Below are 17,308 nucleotides of genomic sequence, written 5' to 3'. Positions count from 1 at the left end.
ATGTTTAATCTGTCAAAAATTCTTACACAATTTCTGTACAAAAAACAAGCATTACAAATTTTTAACAAATAATATGAATCTTATTAGATTTTTTGAAAAAATGATAGCGGTTTTTCACGCTAAGCCAGAAAATATCCTATTTGTCGTTCATTTTTAAATAATCACAAATTGGTATAATTTGCCAAAGTAATCAAAAAAATGACCGCACTTTTACCAATTTTATTTGCCCGTCACATAATGCGCATAAAATATTGCATAGCAAAGCAAATTAACCTACCATTACACTCAACTATTTTATGTTGGAGAAGAAAATGCAAAGCGAGCTGATTTCTTATAAAAAAATGCCTGTTTGGACTAAACACACATTGCCCAAAATGTTTCAGGAAAAGCACAACACCAAAGCCGGCACTTGGGGCAAAATCACTATCTTAAAAGGAAAATTAAAATTTTATGTACTGACCGAAGACGGCAATGTGGTCAGTGAGCACATTTTCACCCCACGAGATGAAACGCCGTTTATCGAACCGCAACTTTGGCACCGTGTCGAAGCGCTGTCCGACGATTTAGAATGTTTCCTTGAATTCTATTGCGCCAAAGAAGACTATTTCAGCAAAAAATACAACATAACTGCCACCCACGGCGATGTGGTGAATGTCGCCAAAATCATCAAACCATGCAAGGTGTTGGATTTAGGCTGCGGACAAGGACGTAATTCCCTTTATTTAAGTTTGCTCGGTTATGACGTGACCTCTTGGGATCACAATGAAAGCAGTCTCATGTTTTTAAATGAGATCAAAGAAAAAGAAAATCTGAATATTCAGACCGCACTTTACAACATCAACGATGCCAATATTCAAGAAAACTATGATTTCATCGTTTCCACGGTGGTCTTCATGTTCCTGGATCGCGCCCGCATGCCGGCAATTATCGAAAATATACAAGATCGCACCAACTCGAGTGGTTACAATTTAATCGTTGCCGCCATGTCCACACCGGAAGTCCCTTGCCCACTGCCGTTTTCTTTCACCTTAGCCGAAGGAGAATTAAAACAATACTACAAAGACTGGGAATTTCTTGAGTACAACGAAAATATGGGCGAATTGCACAAAACCGATGAAAGCGGCAATCGAATTAAAATGAAATTTGTGACAATGTTGGCAAGGAAGAAATAGGCTCAATAGGTTAAATAGTTTGTAAAAAGTGAGTTAAGACCTGACAATACCGGTACAGGGTTAACTCACTTTTTTGAATTTATGAACAAAAATTAATAAAAGCAACTTTGTTTTCTGCTATGTCGTTAAGTTTTTAAAGTCACCGCACTTTCTTTCTCACTATATATACCCCATCAGCTTCAACAAATCTTTCGTATAAGAAATGGCTTCGCTGCGGTTTGCCACGCCGATTTTTTGGTAGAGATTGCGGATGTGGGTTTTGATGGTGGTGGTTGCCACTTGCAGTTCGTCGGAGATTTGTTCATTGCTGTAACCGGAATAAATCAGCCCCAGCACCTGCCATTCCCGTTGGGTGAGCGGGCTGATTTTGAGTAACTCGGGCACTTGCGGGTTGGCAAGCAGTTTGGCGACAAATTGTTCATCAAAATGGGCGAATTTATGACGGTAATATTGGTTGATGTTACGCAAAATAAATTGTGCTTTATGCAAAGCGAGTTCGTCCAATACGTTCAGCTGCAACAGATGGCGAATTTGTTGCGCCATCATTTCCCCTTCAATCACAAAGGCGCTGATGAAATTGGTTTGACGCGCCAAACGCAACGCCTCAATTAAATCCTTTTGCGCCAAATGTTTTTCGTTTTGCAGGAAATACCAACGGTTACGTAATATCAAGGCACGGTTTAAATCGCTGGTGAGATGATATTCTTCCGCCGTGGCGATGAGTTTATCCAGAATCTGTTTAGCCTCTTCAAACTGCCCCACCAACATTTGCGCACGCACGATATTGCGCCATTGAACCTGGGTAAAATGATTACGATCCGTTGCCGGCGGTTGATTTTGGATCAGCCAATTATGCGCCGCCTCTTCGTCGTTGGTCATTTGCCATAAAAATAATTTCACCTGATCCGCATTTGCCAGCCAGTCATGATGGTGGTTGTAGGCATTTTGTAACTGCTCCGCTTCCCGCAATAAACGGGTGGCGTTGTCCAAATCGCCGCGCACCAGGGAAATTTTGCTCAACAGGGCAATGCACTGTAATTTATCTTTCGGCTCATTCAGCACGGCGATACCGGCATTTGCCATGGCTTCCGCTTTATCCAGATTGTACCATTCCCACAAAATGCGCCCTTTCAGACGAAGTAAAAATTCATACATCGGCACTTTTTGCAGGTGGTTTTCTTTCACGAATAGACTGGCTTTATCCAGCATATCGTAAGCGGCTTGCAGGAAACCCTGCGCCATGAGGATTTCCGATTGTTGCAGCAACGACCACAAAATATTGTGATAGGCATGGTGTTGGCGCGCCATTTTCTCCGCCCCCTGCAACATAATTAACGCTTCGTTAAGGTTGCCGTAACAATGGTAGGCTTCGCCGATAATGGAGGTTACCACAATGCGCGCGTAACAATAATTCTCCGGCAAATCGGCAAGGGCTTTGGACGCCAGGGAAAAGGCGGTGTTTTCATCGCCGCTGTTAATCGCCACCTGCGCTTTCAGCACATCAAATTCCGCCTGATTTTCTTTGCTCAGTTGCACATTGTGCTCTGCCAAAGCTTCCTGAAAATGAGCAAAGATGCCGTCCACTTCCGCATGACGGTGCTGGCTTTGCACCAACCAGGCTTTTAACAATACCAAATTCGGGTGTTGAATCAGCGCCGCATAATCAATGCGGTTCAGGCTTTCTTCCAGTAATTTCAATTCGCCCTGATGGAACAAGCGCCAGGCGTGCTGTTGCAAAATGGTCAATAACGTAGATACATCGCTTAATTGCATGGCGTGATAGAGCGCTTCGGTAAAATAGCCCAGTTTTAACCAGGCTTGTGCGGCGCGACGGTGTAATTCTTCCAGTTGCTCCGTTAATTCCAGTTCGCAACAATACGCCAGGAAAGAGGCAAACAGCGGGTGAAAACGCCACCAGTTATCGTCGGAATCCATTTGCTGAATAAACAGTCCCTGCTTTTCCAATTCCTCCAGTTTGCGACGGCTATTGGTTAAACCGGTGACTTCTTTCACCAGATTTTCATTCATGGAACGCAAAATGGAACATTGCAACACGAAAGTGCGGGTTTCGTTGTCCACATGATTCAGCACTTCATCGCTCAAATATTCGTTAATGTGGAAATTATTTAATTTTGCCAGCCGTTTTTCCATTTCCTGCAACGGCAACACGCCACCGGATTTATCCATAGCCTGCTTGGCGGATAAGCTAATCAGCTGAAGTGCGGTCGGCCAGCCTTCCACTTCGTTACATAACGCAATGATTTCCTGCTCGGGCAGTTCATTCCCTAAACGGGAGTGGAAAAAGGCGAGGGATTCCTGATGATTAAAAGAAAGCTGGTGAATATCAATTTCCAGCAATTGTTCCTGCACCCGCAAACCGGCAATGCCGAACGGCGGTACGGCGCGGGAAATGAGAATCAGCGTCATGTTTTCCGGCTGATGGCGAATCCAATATTTTAATGCGTCATGGATTTCGTCATTGTCGATCAAATGATAGTCATCAATAATCAAATAAAAATGTTCCTTGAAATCCAAGGCTTTCATCAGCAACTGATTTAACGAAGAAAGCAAATTCGCCTGATTAAACCCTTCTTCAACCCTCGGTGATGTCGCGCCGATAGCACGATGTAACGCCGCACTAAAATAAGTGGCGAAACGCTCCGCTTCATTGTCGCTGTCATCTAAAGAATACCAACCGACATTTTTTTGTCCGACAACCCATTGGGAAATTAAGGTGGTTTTGCCATAGCCTGCCGGCGCATGAATCAGCACCAGCGGATAAAGATGCGCCTTGTCCAGCAGGCGGGTTAAACGATCCCGTTGAATACTGTTTTGCAGGCGATAAGAACAAATTAACTTTGATGGAATTAACATAACTTTAATCGTAAATTAAATTGGAGCGAAAGAAGGAGGATTTCTCCTACCTAGTCTAACGAATTACTTCCTTGTTGTCATACCGGCAAGATTATAGCAGGGAGGATTTCCTTTTACTTTGATTAAACATAATAAAACAACGAAATAATATTGATTAATCAGGAGCCCCTTTATGCCTAAACAACGTACCTATGACAACGCATTTGATGCGATTGTCAAAAAATATTGCCGTTATTTCGACGTGCAATCACCGCAACAATTCACCCTCGACCAATGGTATCGCGTGATTGCCGAAGGTACCCTCGAACTGGCTTATGGCAAGCATGCCGCGAAAAAAAGCGGTCGTCATGTAAACTACCTTTCCATGGAATTTCTGATTGGTCGTCTCACCGGCAATAATTTGATGAATCTCGGTTATTACGACGACATCAAAGCCTATTTGGCAAAATACGATGTGGAACTGGCGGATGTATTGGAACAGGAACGGGATCCTGCCTTAGGTAACGGCGGTTTAGGGCGTTTGGCGGCGTGCTTTTTAGATTCCATGGCGGCGCTCGGACAAAATGCCACCGGCTACGGCTTGCATTATCAATACGGTTTATTTAAACAATCTTTTGAAGATGGAATGCAGAAAGAAAGCGCCGATCTGTGGTCACGCAACAGTTATCCATGGCACCGTTACAATCCGTCCAAAACGCAAAATATCGGCTTCGGCGGTAAAATCACGCCGATTAAAAGCGGCAAATACGCCTGGGAGCCCAAACTCACCATTCAAGGCAAAGCCTTTGATTTGCCGATTGTCGGCTATAAAAACGAGGTTATTCAACCGCTGCGTTTATGGCAGGCGGACAGCGAACAATCGTTCGACTTGGCGTTGTTCAACGACGGTAAATTCCTTAACGCGGACAAAACTATCGTCAATGCCACCGCACTTACTCAGGTGCTCTACCCGAACGATAACCACAAAGCGGGACAAAAACTGCGCTTAATGCAGCAATATTTCCACTGCGCCTGCTCCGTCGCCGATATTCTGGCGCGCCATTTTGCCGAAGGTCACGCCTTGAAAGACTTCGCCAAATATCAAGTGATTCAACTGAACGACACCCACCCGACCCTCGCCATTCCGGAGTTAATGCGCGTGTTGTTGGATGAACATGATCTTAGCTGGGACGACGCCTGGAAAATCTGTTCCCACACCTTCGCTTACACCAACCACACGTTGTTGCCGGAAGCCCTGGAACAATGGGATCAGCGTTTATTCAAACAATTATTGCCGCGCCATTTTCAAATTGTGGAAAAAATCAATAACATCTTCCACGAAAAAGTGCGGTCGAAATTCGGCGCGGATCCGAAAGTGTGGGAAAAACTGGCGATTCTGTTCGACTACCGTGTGCGCATGGCGAATCTGTGCGTGGTGACCTGTTTCAAAGTCAACGGCGTAGCGCAAATTCACTCGGATTTGGTGGTCAGCGATTTGTTCCCGGAATACCACAAACTGTTCCCGACCAAATTCTGCAACGTCACCAACGGCATTACACCGCGCCGCTGGATCCAACAAACCAACCCGAAATTAAGCGCGCTATTGGATAAAACCCTGAAAAAAGACTGGGCGAAAGATCTGGAATTGCTCAAAGGCGTGGAAAAATTTGTGGACGACGCGGCATTTCGTGAAGAATATCGCGCCATTAAACATCACAACAAAGTGGTGTTAGCCGATGAAATTCAACGCACGTTGGGCTTTACCGTGAATACCGATGCGATTTTCGATATTCAAATTAAGCGTTTCCACGAATATAAACGCCAGCATTTGAACCTGTTGAACATTATCGCCACATACCAATCGCTGAAAGCCAATCCGAATCAGGATTACACCCCGCGCGTGTTCGTGTTCGCCGGTAAAGCGGCGCCGGGCTATTATCTGGCGAAAAATATCATTCACGCCATTAACAACGTGGCGGAGGTCATCAATAACGACAAAGCCATGAAAGATCGCCTGCAAGTGGCGTTCCTGCCGGATTATCGCGTCAGCCTGGCGGAAAAAATCATTCCGGCGGCGGACGTGTCCGAGCAGATTTCCATGGCGGGTAAAGAAGCCTCCGGCACCGGCAACATGAAGCTGGCGCTCAACGGCGCATTGACATTGGGTACATTGGACGGCGCGAACGTGGAAATTGCCGAGATGGTGGGCGAAGAAAACGTGTTTATTTTCGGTCACACTGTGGAAAGCGTGCGCGAGTTATTGGCAAAAGGCTACAAACCGCGCGATTACTATAAACGCAATCCGGTGTTAAAAAACGCTATGGATTTCTTAACCAAAGGCAAAGTCTGCCACGGCGACAAACAGATGTTCAAACTGATGCTGGACAGCTTGTTGAAGCATGACCCGTTCCTTGTGCTTGCGGATTTCGACAGCTATGTCAACGCGCAACAAAAAATCGGCGAAGCCTATTTGGATCAGGACGCCTGGTTACGCAGCGCCATTTTAAATACCGCGCGTTTAGGCATGTTCAGCTCCGATCGCTCCATTCGCGATTATCAACAACGAATCTGGCTGAAAAAATGACCGCACTTTTTAGCGAACTGTAAAACCACCGATGGCGCGCGTCTCCCGACGCGTGCCTCGAACAAACAAAGGGTACGCGTCGGGAGATGCGCACCATCAGCTAAACCAACACAACCGAAATCAGACAATCCTTTAAGGAATCGCTATGTCTATCAAAGAAAAAACATTCGACCAAGCGGGCATCATGCCCTACTTTTTTGACGAACGCGGGCTGAAAATTCGCGCGCCCCTTGCCATTAAAAAAACCTTGCTTTCCACCTTTGAAGGTCATCTTACCAGCCGCACTCACCCGCTGCCGCCAGTGAAAATTCTCCGTCAAAATCAACCGCACTTTTTATTGTTAAATGTTTCCGATGCCACCCGTTCATGGCAGGGTAAATGGCAGCTTCACCTGGAAGACAATGCCGGCACCATTGAAGGCAAAGTGAAAAAAAATGGCATAACCCTGCCGCGCGATCTGCCGTTGGGTTATCACGATTTGGTTTTACACGGCGGGAAGGAAGCAGTGCATTGCCGCCTTATCGTTGCGCCGCAACGTTGTTATGAACCGGAAGCCTTTGCCGAACAGAAAAAACTCTGGGGCAGCTTTATTCAGCTTTATACCCTGAAATCAGCGCGCAACTGGGGCGTGGGTGATTTCGGTGATTTGAAAGAATTTATTCGCGGACTTGCGCCGTACCAAGCGGATTTTTTAGGTTTAAACCCGATTCATGCCCTGTTCCCGGGCAATCCCGATGGCGCCAGCCCGTACAGCCCGTCTTCGCGCAAATGGCTTAACATCATTTACATCAACATCGATCAACTGCCGGAATTCCAACAAAGCGCGGCGGCGCAACGTTGGTTTACCTCGGCGGAAGTGCAGGAAAAATTGAAAGCCTTACGCGCCGCCGAATGGATTAATTATGCCGATGTGATGGCGCTGAAATTAAAAGGGCTGCATTTTGCCTTTGCCGAATTTAAAGCCAATCCGACCGCACCTTCCCAACAGGCTTTTGCCGATTTCGTGCGTGACGGTGGTGAAAGTTTACAGGTGCAAGCCACTTTTGATGCGCTGCATGCCCATTTGAGCAGCCGATATGCAGAACAATGGGGCTGGGATTTCTGGGCGCCGGAATTCCGTGATTACCACACGGAAACCGTCGCGCAATTCCGTCGTCAATATGGCGAGGAAATCGAATTTTATGCCTGGTTGCAATTCTGCGCCGACCAACAACTTGCCGAATGCGATGCCTTATGTAAAGCGCAACAAATGACCATCGGCATGTACCGCGATTTAGCGGTAGGCGTCACCGGCAGCGGTTCGGAAACCTGGAGCGATAAGGAATTGTACTGTCTGCGGGCGTCCGTGGGCGCGCCGCCGGATGTGTTAGGTCCGCAAGGACAAAACTGGGGCTTAACGCCGATGAATCCGCACATTCTGAAACAACGCGCTTACCAGCCGTTTATCGACCTGGTGCGCGCCAATATGAATCATTGCGGCGCATTGCGTATTGATCACATTATGTCGTTGTTGCGTTTATGGTGGATCCCGAAAGGCGACAGCCCGGTCAACGGCGCCTATGTGCGTTATCCGGTCGATGATTTGATTGCCATTCTCGCCCTTGAAAGCCAGCGTCGTCGCTGCGTGATTATCGGCGAAGATTTGGGCACCGTGCCGAAAGAAATCGTCAGCAAATTGAAAAATGCCGGCATTTTGTCTTACAAAATCTTCTATTTTGAGTTTGATAAACAGGGACAAAGTCGCGACTTACAAGATTATCCGTATCAGGCAATGACCACCCTAAGCACCCACGACCTGCCAACCATTAACGGTTATTGGCGCGGTTATGATTTTGAATTGGGGCAAAAATACGGCGTGTATCCGAACCCGCAAATTCTGGAAATTCTGAAAAAAGGCCGTGTGAAAGCGAAAGCGGGGATCCTGCAACGTTTGAAAGAACATGATATTAAGGTGGGCGCCGGCATTGATGAAACCTTGTCTTCCGATGTGAACAAAAAATTTGTTCATCAGCTGCAATCTTATGTCGCCGATGTGAGCAGCGCCCTGTTCGGCTTCCAACCGGAAGACTGGCTGGGCATGACCGAACCGGTCAACATCCCGGGCACCAGTATGCAATACGCCAACTGGCGCCGCCGTTTAACGCAAAACACCGACGCGATTTTTGCCGTTCAAGACATTCAGAAATTGCTGAAAGAGGTGAATGCTAAACGTAAAGGGTAAGTACCGACATAACCAATATAAACGAAAAGTGCGGTGGGTTTTAAAAACGTTTTTGAAACCCACCGCACTTTAAACACCTAAACCCCGCCAGCGTTCAAATAAATCCCATTCCAAGGGACATTCATCTGATCTCCAACCAAATAGATACCCTAGTTTGTAGTTGAAGCCGGAACCGCATTTGTTGCAGGGTTGGCAATCTGCTCCAAATTCAGGGTTGAATTTAAAAAACCGGAATTGGCTTGTAATTGTTGGAAGAACCAATCCACCACGAAACGAAAGTGCGGTATTAATTTGGATTCTTTCCACCAATCGGTTTGATTTGAACCGGTAAATGTATCTAAGAAGAACAACATGGCGGCGACGATCAAAATTCCGCGTAATAAACCGAAACAGGCGCCGAGCACACGATCCGTGCCGCTTAACCCGGTACGATCCACCAACTGCCCCAAGACATAATTGACAATGGCGCCGACAATGAGCGAAGCGATAAATAAAATACCGATAGCCGTGCCGTTACGAATATAAACGGACTCAATTGATGTTAAGAGTCCGGCAAGATACATATAAAAATTGCTTGCAATTAAAAATGCCACAATCCAGCTGGCTAGTGACATGACTTCGCGGACAAAACCGCGTAATAAACTGACAATAATGGAAAAAACAATAATGCCGACAATAATGTAATCAATCATTAAATCATCTCTGTGCGTTGAAAAAAGATATTTTCATTTGCAATGGGCGCTATTCTAGCAAAAAACGAAAACATTTGCGCAAAAAAATTATGCGCTCAAAAAAGCGTCCTTTTGAGCAAATACCCCAAAGGAAGTTACTATCCTATTGTTATATTTATAAATATAGAAAAACACGGGGCTTAAAGATCCTGCCAGAAATCCCGTCCTAATTTTTGTTGCGCCTGTTTTAACAACAATGCTAAATCAAAGTAGGTCGGCTTTTCGGGACGTACCGGCAATGCTGCCTGTTTTTCTTTCAGCTCCTCATAAACGCGCTGAAAACCGACCGCACTTTTTGGTGGTAACGGTGTTTTAGCGCGCTTACCCAACCAGTAAATGCCTTGCATGGGTAAAAATAACGCAAATAACGCTGTCAGAACCGCTACCGCCAATGCAATCCCGTCACCTCGCGCATAAAACTGTTGCCATACGATAGAAAACACCGCCAAGAACGGCATGAATTTTTGGGCGAATAACGTGGTTTTGATGACACGATTTTCCGGAAAAATCGCACCAAGTTTAGGTTCTAACGGCCAGCTTTTCAAATATTGCTGACCGGTTTTTAGGGTGCTGAAAAAGCTCATGTACTACCTTATCCTTCTTTTTAACTTGGCGCTCACCATAACATAAAGCCGCTATTTTTTATAATCCCCCGGTGTTTTAGCTCAGAACGTAAATCACAAAATTTAACGTTCGCCAAAATCATCAAATTTTTCGATTAATGTCGTGTTTTTTACTGTTGAGAATTTATTTTGTATGGTGAAAGGTGTATCCTATGGCAGTTTAACTTTCTATTACTCGTTCATTATTTGAACGGATTTTGTTTAACTCAAACCAGTATAGGTCGTTTATGTCTGAAAAATTAGTCCTAATTCTCAATTGTGGTAGTTCCTCATTAAAATTCTCAATTCTTAATCCTGCAACAGGCGAAGAAAAATTATCCGGCTTAGCCGAAGCATTTTATTTACCTGAAGCCCGTATTAAATGGAAATTGCACGGTGAAAAAGGGCAGGCAGATTTAGGTGCCGGTGCCGCGCATGCCGAAGCATTAAATTTCATTGTTAATAACATTTTCTCTCTTGATCCCGAATTACAAAAAGGCGTAGTTGCCATCGGCCATCGTATCGTACATGGCGGCGAAAAATTCACCTCTTCCGTTATCGTTACCGATGAAGTGGTCAAAGGCATTGAAGAAGCAATTCAATTCGCACCGCTGCACAACCCGGCACACTTAATCGGGATCAAAGAGGCTTTCAAATTATTCCCACACCTGAAAGATAAAAATGTCGTGGTGTTCGATACTGCCTTCCACCAAACCATGCCGGAAGAAGTATTCCTATACGCATTACCGTACTCTTTATACCGCGAACATGGTGTTCGTCGCTACGGCGCGCATGGTACCAGCCACTATTATGTCAGCCGTGAAGCAGCAAAACGGTTAGGTGTGTCGGAAGATAAAATCAACGTGATCACTTGTCATTTAGGTAACGGCGGTTCCGTATCGGCAATCCGTCACGGCAAATGTATCGACACCTCAATGGGTTTGACGCCATTGGAAGGTTTGGTAATGGGTACCCGTTCCGGCGACATCGACCCTGCTATCATTTTCTATATGCACGATACGTTGGGTATGTCCGTGAAGGAAATTAACGATACGTTAACTAAAAAATCCGGTTTATTAGGGTTAACGGAGGTGACCAGTGACTGTCGTTATGCAGAAGATAATTATGACAAAGAAATCCCGGCAAAACGTGCATTAGGTGTCTATTGCTATCGTTTAGCCAAATATATCGGTTCTTATATGGCGGTAATCGGTGAACGTCTGGATGCTATTGTGTTTACCGGCGGTATCGGTGAAAACTCCGCCCATGTGCGTGAAATCACCTTGGAGCACTTAAAATTATTCGGTTATAAACTAGATCAAGAGAAAAATCTTGCCGCCCGTTTCGGTAAAGAAGGGATCATCACGGCCGATAACACTCCTATTGCTATAGTAATTCCAACCAACGAAGAACTCGTTATCGCACAAGATACTGCACGTCTTTGTATTTGAACATTAATCAAACGAACTGCCGATTAAATCGGCAGTTTCTTTTTTACTTACAAAATAAAGGTAAATTATGTCCCGTACTATTATTCTCATTCCGATTAGCACCGGCGTAGGTTTAACCAGTGTAAGCCTCGGTTTAATCAACGCTCTTGAACAAAAAGGCGCCAAAGTCGGCTTTATGAAACCAATATCCCAACCGAACACCGGTGAGGATGTTATCGACCGCACCACCTCCATCGTGCGTACCGGCACCGCTTTAGAAACTGCTGAGCCGTTTATGCTAAGCGTGGCGGAATCCTTAATCGGTCAAAATCAATCCGATGTGTTATTGGAAAAAATTGTTGAGAACCACCAAAAACTGGCTAAAAACAACGAAATCGTGATCGTGGAAGGCTTGATTCCAACCCGTAAACATACCTTTGCCAACAGTATTAACTACGAAATCGCCCAAGCCCTTGATGCGGAAATTGTATTGGTTGCCGCCCCATCAACGGAAACCCCGGCACAATTAAAAGAACGTGTCGAAGCCGCTGCCTCCTTGTTCGGCGGTAAAGGCAATAAAAATCTCCTCGGTGTGATCGTGAACAAATTCAACGCACCGGTTGACGAATCCGGCAGAACACGCCCTGATTTAAGCGAAATTTTCGATTCCTTCCAACACAGCCACAACAGCGAATCCGAACTTGTCAGACTTTTCGCCCAAAGCCCGATTAAATTATTAGCCTGCGTTCCTTGGTCCGCCGATCTGATCGCCACCCGTGCTATTGATTTAATCAAGCATTTAGGCGCAGCGATTATGAATGAAGGCGATGTGAACCGTCGGATTCGCGGCATTACCTTCTGTGCCAGAAGCCTACCGAACATGGTGGAACATTTCCGTGCCGGCAGCTTATTAGTGGTCTCTGCAGACCGACCTGATGTCATCGTCGCGGCGGCGCTTGCCGTGTCTAACGACATTGAAATCGGCGGTTTATTATTAACCGGCGGCTACAAATTGGATCCGCAAATCAAAAAGCTGTGCCAACACGTCTTTGAAAGCAAAAAATTACCGGTATTCCGTATTGAAGGCAACACATGGCAAACCGCCTTAAGCCTGCAAAGTTTCAACCTTGAAGTACCGGTTGACGACAAAGAACGTATCGAAAACATCAAACGTTACACCGGCGAAAAATTAGACGCGGCGTTTGTCAACGGCTTGGTGGAAGCCTCAAGCCGTTTACGTCGCTTATCTCCGCCGGCATTCCGTTTCCAATTAACTGAATTAGCCCGCGCCGCCCAAAAACGCATCGTCTTACCGGAAGGTGATGAGCCGCGTACCATCAAAGCAGCGATTTTGTGTGCCGAACGCGGTATTGCAGAATGTGTCTTGTTAGCTAAACCGGAAGACGTACAACGCGTGGCGGAATCCCAAGGCGTTAAATTAGTGAAAGGCATTACCGTCATCGACCCGGCAAGCGTGCGTGAAAACTATGTGGCGCGTTTGGTTGAATTACGTAAAGCCAAAGGCATGACCGAAACCATGGCACGTGAACAACTGGAAGACAATGTTGTGCTCGGTACCATGATGTTGGAAGCCAACGAAGTGGACGGCTTGGTTTCCGGCGCCGTGCACACCACCGCCAACACCATTCGTCCGCCGATGCAAATCATCAAAACCGCACCAGGCAGCTCCATTATTTCTTCCATCTTCTTCATGTTGCTACCGGATCAAGTATTAGTCTATGGCGACTGCGCGGTGAACCCGGATCCGACGGCGGAACAATTGGCGGAAATCGCCATTCAATCTGCCGAATCGGCAAAATCCTTCGGTATCGATCCGAAAGTGGCAATGATCTCCTACTCCACCGGCACATCAGGCAGCGGTGCCGACGTAGAAAAAGTAAAAGAAGCCACCCGTATTGCGAAAGAAAAACGTCCTGATTTACTCATCGACGGCCCGTTACAATACGACGCAGCGGTGATGGAAGACGTGGCACGCTCCAAAGCGCCTAACTCACCGGTTGCAGGTCAAGCCACCGTCTTCATCTTCCCGGATTTGAATACCGGTAACACCACCTACAAAGCGGTTCAACGTTCCGCCGACCTCGTTTCCATCGGTCCGATGCTACAAGGTATGCGCAAACCGGTGAACGATTTGTCCCGTGGTGCATTGGTTGACGACATTGTGTACACCATTGCCTTAACCGCAATTCAAGCGACACAATAAAACGTCATTAAAAACGTTTGAAAAAATGACCGCACTTCAGTGCAAAAATAAAGGCTTTCATTATGGAAGCCTTTATTCTATTGAACTCACAATATGAAAAAACCATTTTTAATTATCGGCTTTATTTGGAGTGGAAAATAGTACCATCACGATTCCGGACATTTTGAATATCGCCCGGAGTTGTTGCACCCGACCTGTCGATAAATGTAAAACGCGGGAAAAACCGACCGCACTTTATATCAAAATATGATAACTATTCTCATTGACAAACCTACCGTTAACCTTTCACAATAAACAGACTTGAGCAAAGAATAAGCAATTTATCAATTAGCAAGAGGACGGTTTATGAAAAAATTCATGCTTGGCATGGCGTTAGGTCTCGCCATCGCATTTTACACGAATGCCGACATCGGTACGGTGAAAGATGGGTTCGGCAAAATTTTACAAGGCGATCATTTCACCGTGGTGAAAAAAGCATTAAAAAAAGGCGAGCAGTTAAAACGCCATAACCATGAGGGCGAAAGCGTCATTTTTACCGTCCTGAACGGAAAGATTAGCGTATTGCTTGACGATACGGAAAAGCATGACATCAGCATGGGTCAAGTGTTGAATTTTGACGGCAAGCACTTTATCCAAGGGGAAGCGACGGAGGACACGGTGATTTTAGTTACCTTAGTCGGCGAACATCACGAACATAAACACAAGTAAGAAACTCCATCCACTCAAAGTGCGGTGGATTTAAAAAACGTTTTTTAAACCGACCGCACTTTTAAAATTCAATCTCACTCTGCGTTTTCACAATCACCATCTGATGATGAATAAACTTTTGCAGCAGTTCGCTAATGGATTGCCCGTTTGGCAGGGAAAGTGTCGGAGCGATTTCCGCCAACGGGATAATCACGAATTCACGATTGTGCATATCGTAATGAGGAACGGTAAGACGTTCCGACTGAATGGTTTGTTCGGCGTAAAGCAGAATATCCAGATCTAATGTGCGTTCGCCCCAGCGACGAAGACGGACACGCCCTTGTTCCTGCTCAATACGTTGCAATTCGTCCAGCAATGCAAGGGGAGAAAGTGCCGTTTCCAGGCAGGCGACGGCGTTGACATAATCCGGCTGATCTTGCGGACCGAGGGGCTTGCTTTGGTAAAAAGAACTCACGCTCACTATCTTGCTATCAGGCAGTTGATTCATCGCCCGTAATGCGGCGACTAACTGCGCCTGCGGATCTGCTAAATTACTGCCTAAAGCGACATACACGTTATTCATGAGCAGCCTTATTTGTGTTTTTCGTAGTGGAGCTACGTTTGCGACGATGGTATTTGCGTTTTTTCGGCTGACTTGGTAATTCTTTAACCAAATCCTGTCGTTGGCTATCGTTGCTGAATTGGTATTCGTGCCACCACGCGGATAATTCCACGGCTTCCCCGCCCTCAATTTCCGCACGCATTACCAATAAATCAAACCCTGCGCGGAATTTTGATTGTTCCATAACGCGTTGCACGGATTTTGGCGTGCGTTTTAAAAATTGCAGTTGCAACGACCAAATGTCACGAATCACCGCAGTGTGACGGCGGGGAACGGCTAAGGCATTGCACAACACATCCAACAAATCGTTAGACGCCAACGCATAAGCATCATAGTTATTCAAGCCGCCTTCATTTTTTAGCATTTCCACCCGTTCACGTAACGGATACCAAAAAAACGCGGCAAATAAGAACGCCGGATTAATCGGCAATTTATCGACGACACGTTCATCGGTAGAAGTAAGCGCCTGCAGAATCATTTTTTCCGCCATGCTGTCTTCACGTTCGGTGAAATAATTCGATAACAGTGGGAACAGTTGCTCAAACAAGCCATATTGGCGCAATAAACGATAAGTTTTCACACCGTTTCCGCCCTGTAACAATTTTAAACTTTCTTCAAATAAGCGTGCCGGCGGGATGTTTTTCAGCAAATGTGACAACTCTTTAATGGGCGTTTCACTCGGTTTGTCCAGAAACATATCCAGTTTTGCCATAAAACGAATGGAACGTAACATCCGCACCGGATCTTCCTGATAACGGGTTACCGGATCGCCGATTAAACGCAATTTGCCGCTTTTTAAATCCTCAATGCCGTTGAAATAATCTTTCAGGGTGTTGTCTTGCGGATTGTAATACAGCGCGTTCACACTAAAATCGCGGCGTTCCGCATCCTGCTCCAGGGTGCCGTACACGTTGTCGCGCAGTAACATCCCTTCTTCGCTCTGTTTGGCGAGTTTTTCATTATGATGCTCCGCATGACCGGCACGGAAAGTGGCGACTTCAATAATTTCACGCCCGAACATGACGTGAGCCAGGCGAAAACGTCGCCCCACCAAACGGCATTGACGCTGAAAAATCGCCTGAATCTGTTCCGGACGGGCGTTGGTCGCCACATCAAAATCTTTTGGTTTTTTGCCTAACAATAAATCGCGCAAACAACCGCCGACCACATAGGCTTCATAGCCTTGGCGTTGTAATTTTTCCACCACGGTCAACGCGTGACGATTGATCATGCGTGGCGTAATACCGTGCGTTGAGGCTTTAATACTGTGTTTGAAATCTTTTTTGTGCGTGTTTTTTTTGTTACGGGAAGAACTTTGAGCCTTGTTTTTTACAGGTTCATATTCAATAACGGATTGTTTTTTAGGCGAGACTTTAACTTCATTTTGAGCGGGGGTTTTGTTCTTCGTTTTCTTGCTCAAAAGGTTTTTAATATAGGTAAAGATAATACATCTCCATTTATCACAAAAATAAAGTGAAAGTGCGGTCGAAAAATGATGTGTTTTTTGACCGCACTTTTATCCATTATTTAGCAGGATTAACCTACCATTTGTTTTTCGCGAATTTCCGCCAAGGTTTTGCAGTCAATGCAGAGATCGGCGGTCGGGCGCGCTTCTAAACGTTTAATACCGATTTCTACGCCGCAGGATTCGCAATAACCGAAATCATCCGTATCCAATTTTTTCAAGGTGCTTTCGATTTTCTTCATTAATTTGCGTTCACGATCGCGGGTACGCAACTCCAAGCTAAATTCTTCTTCCTGTGTGGCGCGGTCAGATGGATCCGGGAAATTAGACGCTTCGTCCTGCATATGAGCAACGGTTCGAGAAGCTTCATCTCTAATTTGATCGTGCCAGGCTTGAAGGATCTTTTTGAAATGCAGCACTTGGTGCTCATTCATGTATTCTTCGCCTTTCTTTTCTTTGTACGGCTCAACACCGGCTAAAGCTAATAAACTCAAAGACGCTTTACTCATTTGTATCTCCTAATAAAAAATTCATCCATTTCATACTGCTAAGCCCCCACAATCAGTGTTGCTTAATGTTGTTACTACCAAAGTAAACCGATTAAAAAACGGACCCAAATTTTGAAGGCGTATAAATAGCAGAACTTATCCTATTTATCAAATAAAATTTACACATCCATTGGGGTTTTTTGATGAAAAATTTTATTTTTGTGATTCA

Annotated in this window: 12 protein-coding genes; 6 read left to right on the top strand and 6 right to left on the bottom strand. The window is 45.5% G+C overall.

Features of this window, described 5'->3' with window-relative positions; genetic code table 11:
* Nucleotides 1-311 precede the first annotated feature (311 nt).
* Nucleotides 312-1,172, top strand: coding sequence for an SAM-dependent methyltransferase TehB (tehB, locus tag DK423_RS00945; RefSeq protein WP_005556717.1), 861 nt, complete (start codon nucleotides 312-314; stop codon nucleotides 1,170-1,172).
* Between the two features lie 159 nt (nucleotides 1,173-1,331).
* Here the strand turns inward: tehB and malT are convergent, their stop codons facing one another.
* Nucleotides 1,332-4,046: an HTH-type transcriptional regulator MalT gene (gene malT / locus DK423_RS00940; RefSeq protein WP_061886926.1), complete on the bottom strand. Its 2,715-nt coding sequence runs from the start codon at nucleotides 4,044-4,046 to the stop codon at nucleotides 1,332-1,334.
* A gap of 172 nt (nucleotides 4,047-4,218) precedes the next feature.
* On the opposite strand from malT, the gene malP reads away from it, so the two are divergent.
* Both malP and malQ read left to right on the top strand, forming a co-directional pair.
* A complete protein-coding gene (gene malP / locus DK423_RS00935; RefSeq protein WP_061886927.1) occupies nucleotides 4,219-6,609 on the top strand; it encodes a maltodextrin phosphorylase in 2,391 nt (796 codons plus the stop codon).
* A 145-nt stretch (nucleotides 6,610-6,754) separates the two neighbouring features.
* Nucleotides 6,755-8,830 (top strand): 4-alpha-glucanotransferase, encoded by a 2,076-nt coding sequence (gene malQ, locus DK423_RS00930; protein WP_061886172.1) that lies wholly within the window; start codon nucleotides 6,755-6,757, stop codon nucleotides 8,828-8,830.
* Nucleotides 8,831-8,979: 149 nt separating this feature from the next.
* On the opposite strand, the gene DK423_RS00925 is transcribed toward malQ, so the two are convergent.
* Together DK423_RS00925 and yfbV are read right to left on the bottom strand one after the other, a co-directional pair.
* Nucleotides 8,980-9,522: a CvpA family protein gene (locus tag DK423_RS00925; RefSeq protein WP_061886612.1), complete on the bottom strand. Its 543-nt coding sequence runs from the start codon at nucleotides 9,520-9,522 to the stop codon at nucleotides 8,980-8,982.
* A gap of 179 nt (nucleotides 9,523-9,701) precedes the next feature.
* Nucleotides 9,702-10,145, bottom strand: coding sequence for a terminus macrodomain insulation protein YfbV (yfbV, locus tag DK423_RS00915; RefSeq protein WP_005556705.1), 444 nt, complete (start codon nucleotides 10,143-10,145; stop codon nucleotides 9,702-9,704).
* Nucleotides 10,146-10,411: 266 nt separating this feature from the next.
* On the opposite strand from yfbV, the gene DK423_RS00910 reads away from it, so the two are divergent.
* The 3 genes from DK423_RS00910 to DK423_RS00900 all read left to right on the top strand — a co-directional run bounded on the left by DK423_RS00910 (nucleotide 10,412) and on the right by DK423_RS00900 (nucleotide 14,525).
* A complete protein-coding gene (locus DK423_RS00910) occupies nucleotides 10,412-11,614 on the top strand; it encodes an acetate kinase (RefSeq protein WP_005556704.1) in 1,203 nt (400 codons plus the stop codon).
* A 67-nt stretch (nucleotides 11,615-11,681) separates the two neighbouring features.
* The gene (gene pta / locus DK423_RS00905) at nucleotides 11,682-13,817 is read left to right on the top strand and encodes a phosphate acetyltransferase (RefSeq protein ID WP_005556702.1); all 2,136 of its coding nucleotides are present in this window, start codon (nucleotides 11,682-11,684) and stop codon (nucleotides 13,815-13,817) included.
* Between the two features lie 345 nt (nucleotides 13,818-14,162).
* The gene (locus DK423_RS00900; RefSeq protein WP_005556698.1) at nucleotides 14,163-14,525 is read left to right on the top strand and encodes a cupin domain-containing protein; all 363 of its coding nucleotides are present in this window, start codon (nucleotides 14,163-14,165) and stop codon (nucleotides 14,523-14,525) included.
* A gap of 61 nt (nucleotides 14,526-14,586) precedes the next feature.
* Here the strand turns inward: DK423_RS00900 and folK are convergent, their stop codons facing one another.
* The 3 genes from folK to dksA form a co-directional block, all read right to left on the bottom strand.
* A complete protein-coding gene (gene folK, locus DK423_RS00895) occupies nucleotides 14,587-15,087 on the bottom strand; it encodes a 2-amino-4-hydroxy-6-hydroxymethyldihydropteridine diphosphokinase (protein WP_005556696.1) in 501 nt (166 codons plus the stop codon).
* The gene (gene pcnB / locus DK423_RS00890) at nucleotides 15,080-16,546 is read right to left on the bottom strand and encodes a polynucleotide adenylyltransferase PcnB (protein WP_109043843.1); all 1,467 of its coding nucleotides are present in this window, start codon (nucleotides 16,544-16,546) and stop codon (nucleotides 15,080-15,082) included. The genes folK and pcnB overlap by 8 nt, the downstream gene beginning before the upstream one ends.
* Before the next feature lie 116 nt (nucleotides 16,547-16,662).
* Nucleotides 16,663-17,100 carry an RNA polymerase-binding protein DksA gene (gene dksA, locus DK423_RS00885; protein WP_005556693.1) on the bottom strand — a complete coding sequence of 146 codons (438 nt, stop codon included), beginning with the start codon at nucleotides 17,098-17,100 and terminating at the stop codon, nucleotides 16,663-16,665.
* Nucleotides 17,101-17,308: the final 208 nt, after the last annotated feature.

The sequence above is a fragment of the Aggregatibacter actinomycetemcomitans genome (assembly GCF_003130205.1).
Classification (GTDB): Bacteria; Pseudomonadota; Gammaproteobacteria; order Enterobacterales; family Pasteurellaceae; genus Aggregatibacter; species Aggregatibacter actinomycetemcomitans_A.
This window is presented reverse-complemented; position numbering and strand designations above follow the sequence as displayed.

Bases quoted from the DNA above. Each gene is read 5' to 3' on its own strand.
- dksA (WP_005556693.1), bottom strand. From the start codon at position 17,100: ATGAGTAAAGCGTCTTTGAGTTTATTAGCTTTAGCCGGTGTTGAGCCG.
- malP (WP_061886927.1), top strand. From the start codon at position 4,219: ATGCCTAAACAACGTACCTATGACAACGCATTTGATGCGATTGTCAAA.
- malQ (WP_061886172.1), top strand. From the start codon at position 6,755: ATGTCTATCAAAGAAAAAACATTCGACCAAGCGGGCATCATGCCCTAC.
- malT (WP_061886926.1), bottom strand. From the start codon at position 4,046: ATGTTAATTCCATCAAAGTTAATTTGTTCTTATCGCCTGCAAAACAGT.
- DK423_RS00910 (WP_005556704.1), top strand. From the start codon at position 10,412: ATGTCTGAAAAATTAGTCCTAATTCTCAATTGTGGTAGTTCCTCATTA.
- yfbV (WP_005556705.1), bottom strand. From the start codon at position 10,145: ATGAGCTTTTTCAGCACCCTAAAAACCGGTCAGCAATATTTGAAAAGC.
- DK423_RS00925 (WP_061886612.1), bottom strand. From the start codon at position 9,522: ATGATTGATTACATTATTGTCGGCATTATTGTTTTTTCCATTATTGTC.
- pta (WP_005556702.1), top strand. From the start codon at position 11,682: ATGTCCCGTACTATTATTCTCATTCCGATTAGCACCGGCGTAGGTTTA.
- folK (WP_005556696.1), bottom strand. From the start codon at position 15,087: ATGAATAACGTGTATGTCGCTTTAGGCAGTAATTTAGCAGATCCGCAG.
- tehB (WP_005556717.1), top strand. From the start codon at position 312: ATGCAAAGCGAGCTGATTTCTTATAAAAAAATGCCTGTTTGGACTAAA.
- DK423_RS00900 (WP_005556698.1), top strand. From the start codon at position 14,163: ATGAAAAAATTCATGCTTGGCATGGCGTTAGGTCTCGCCATCGCATTT.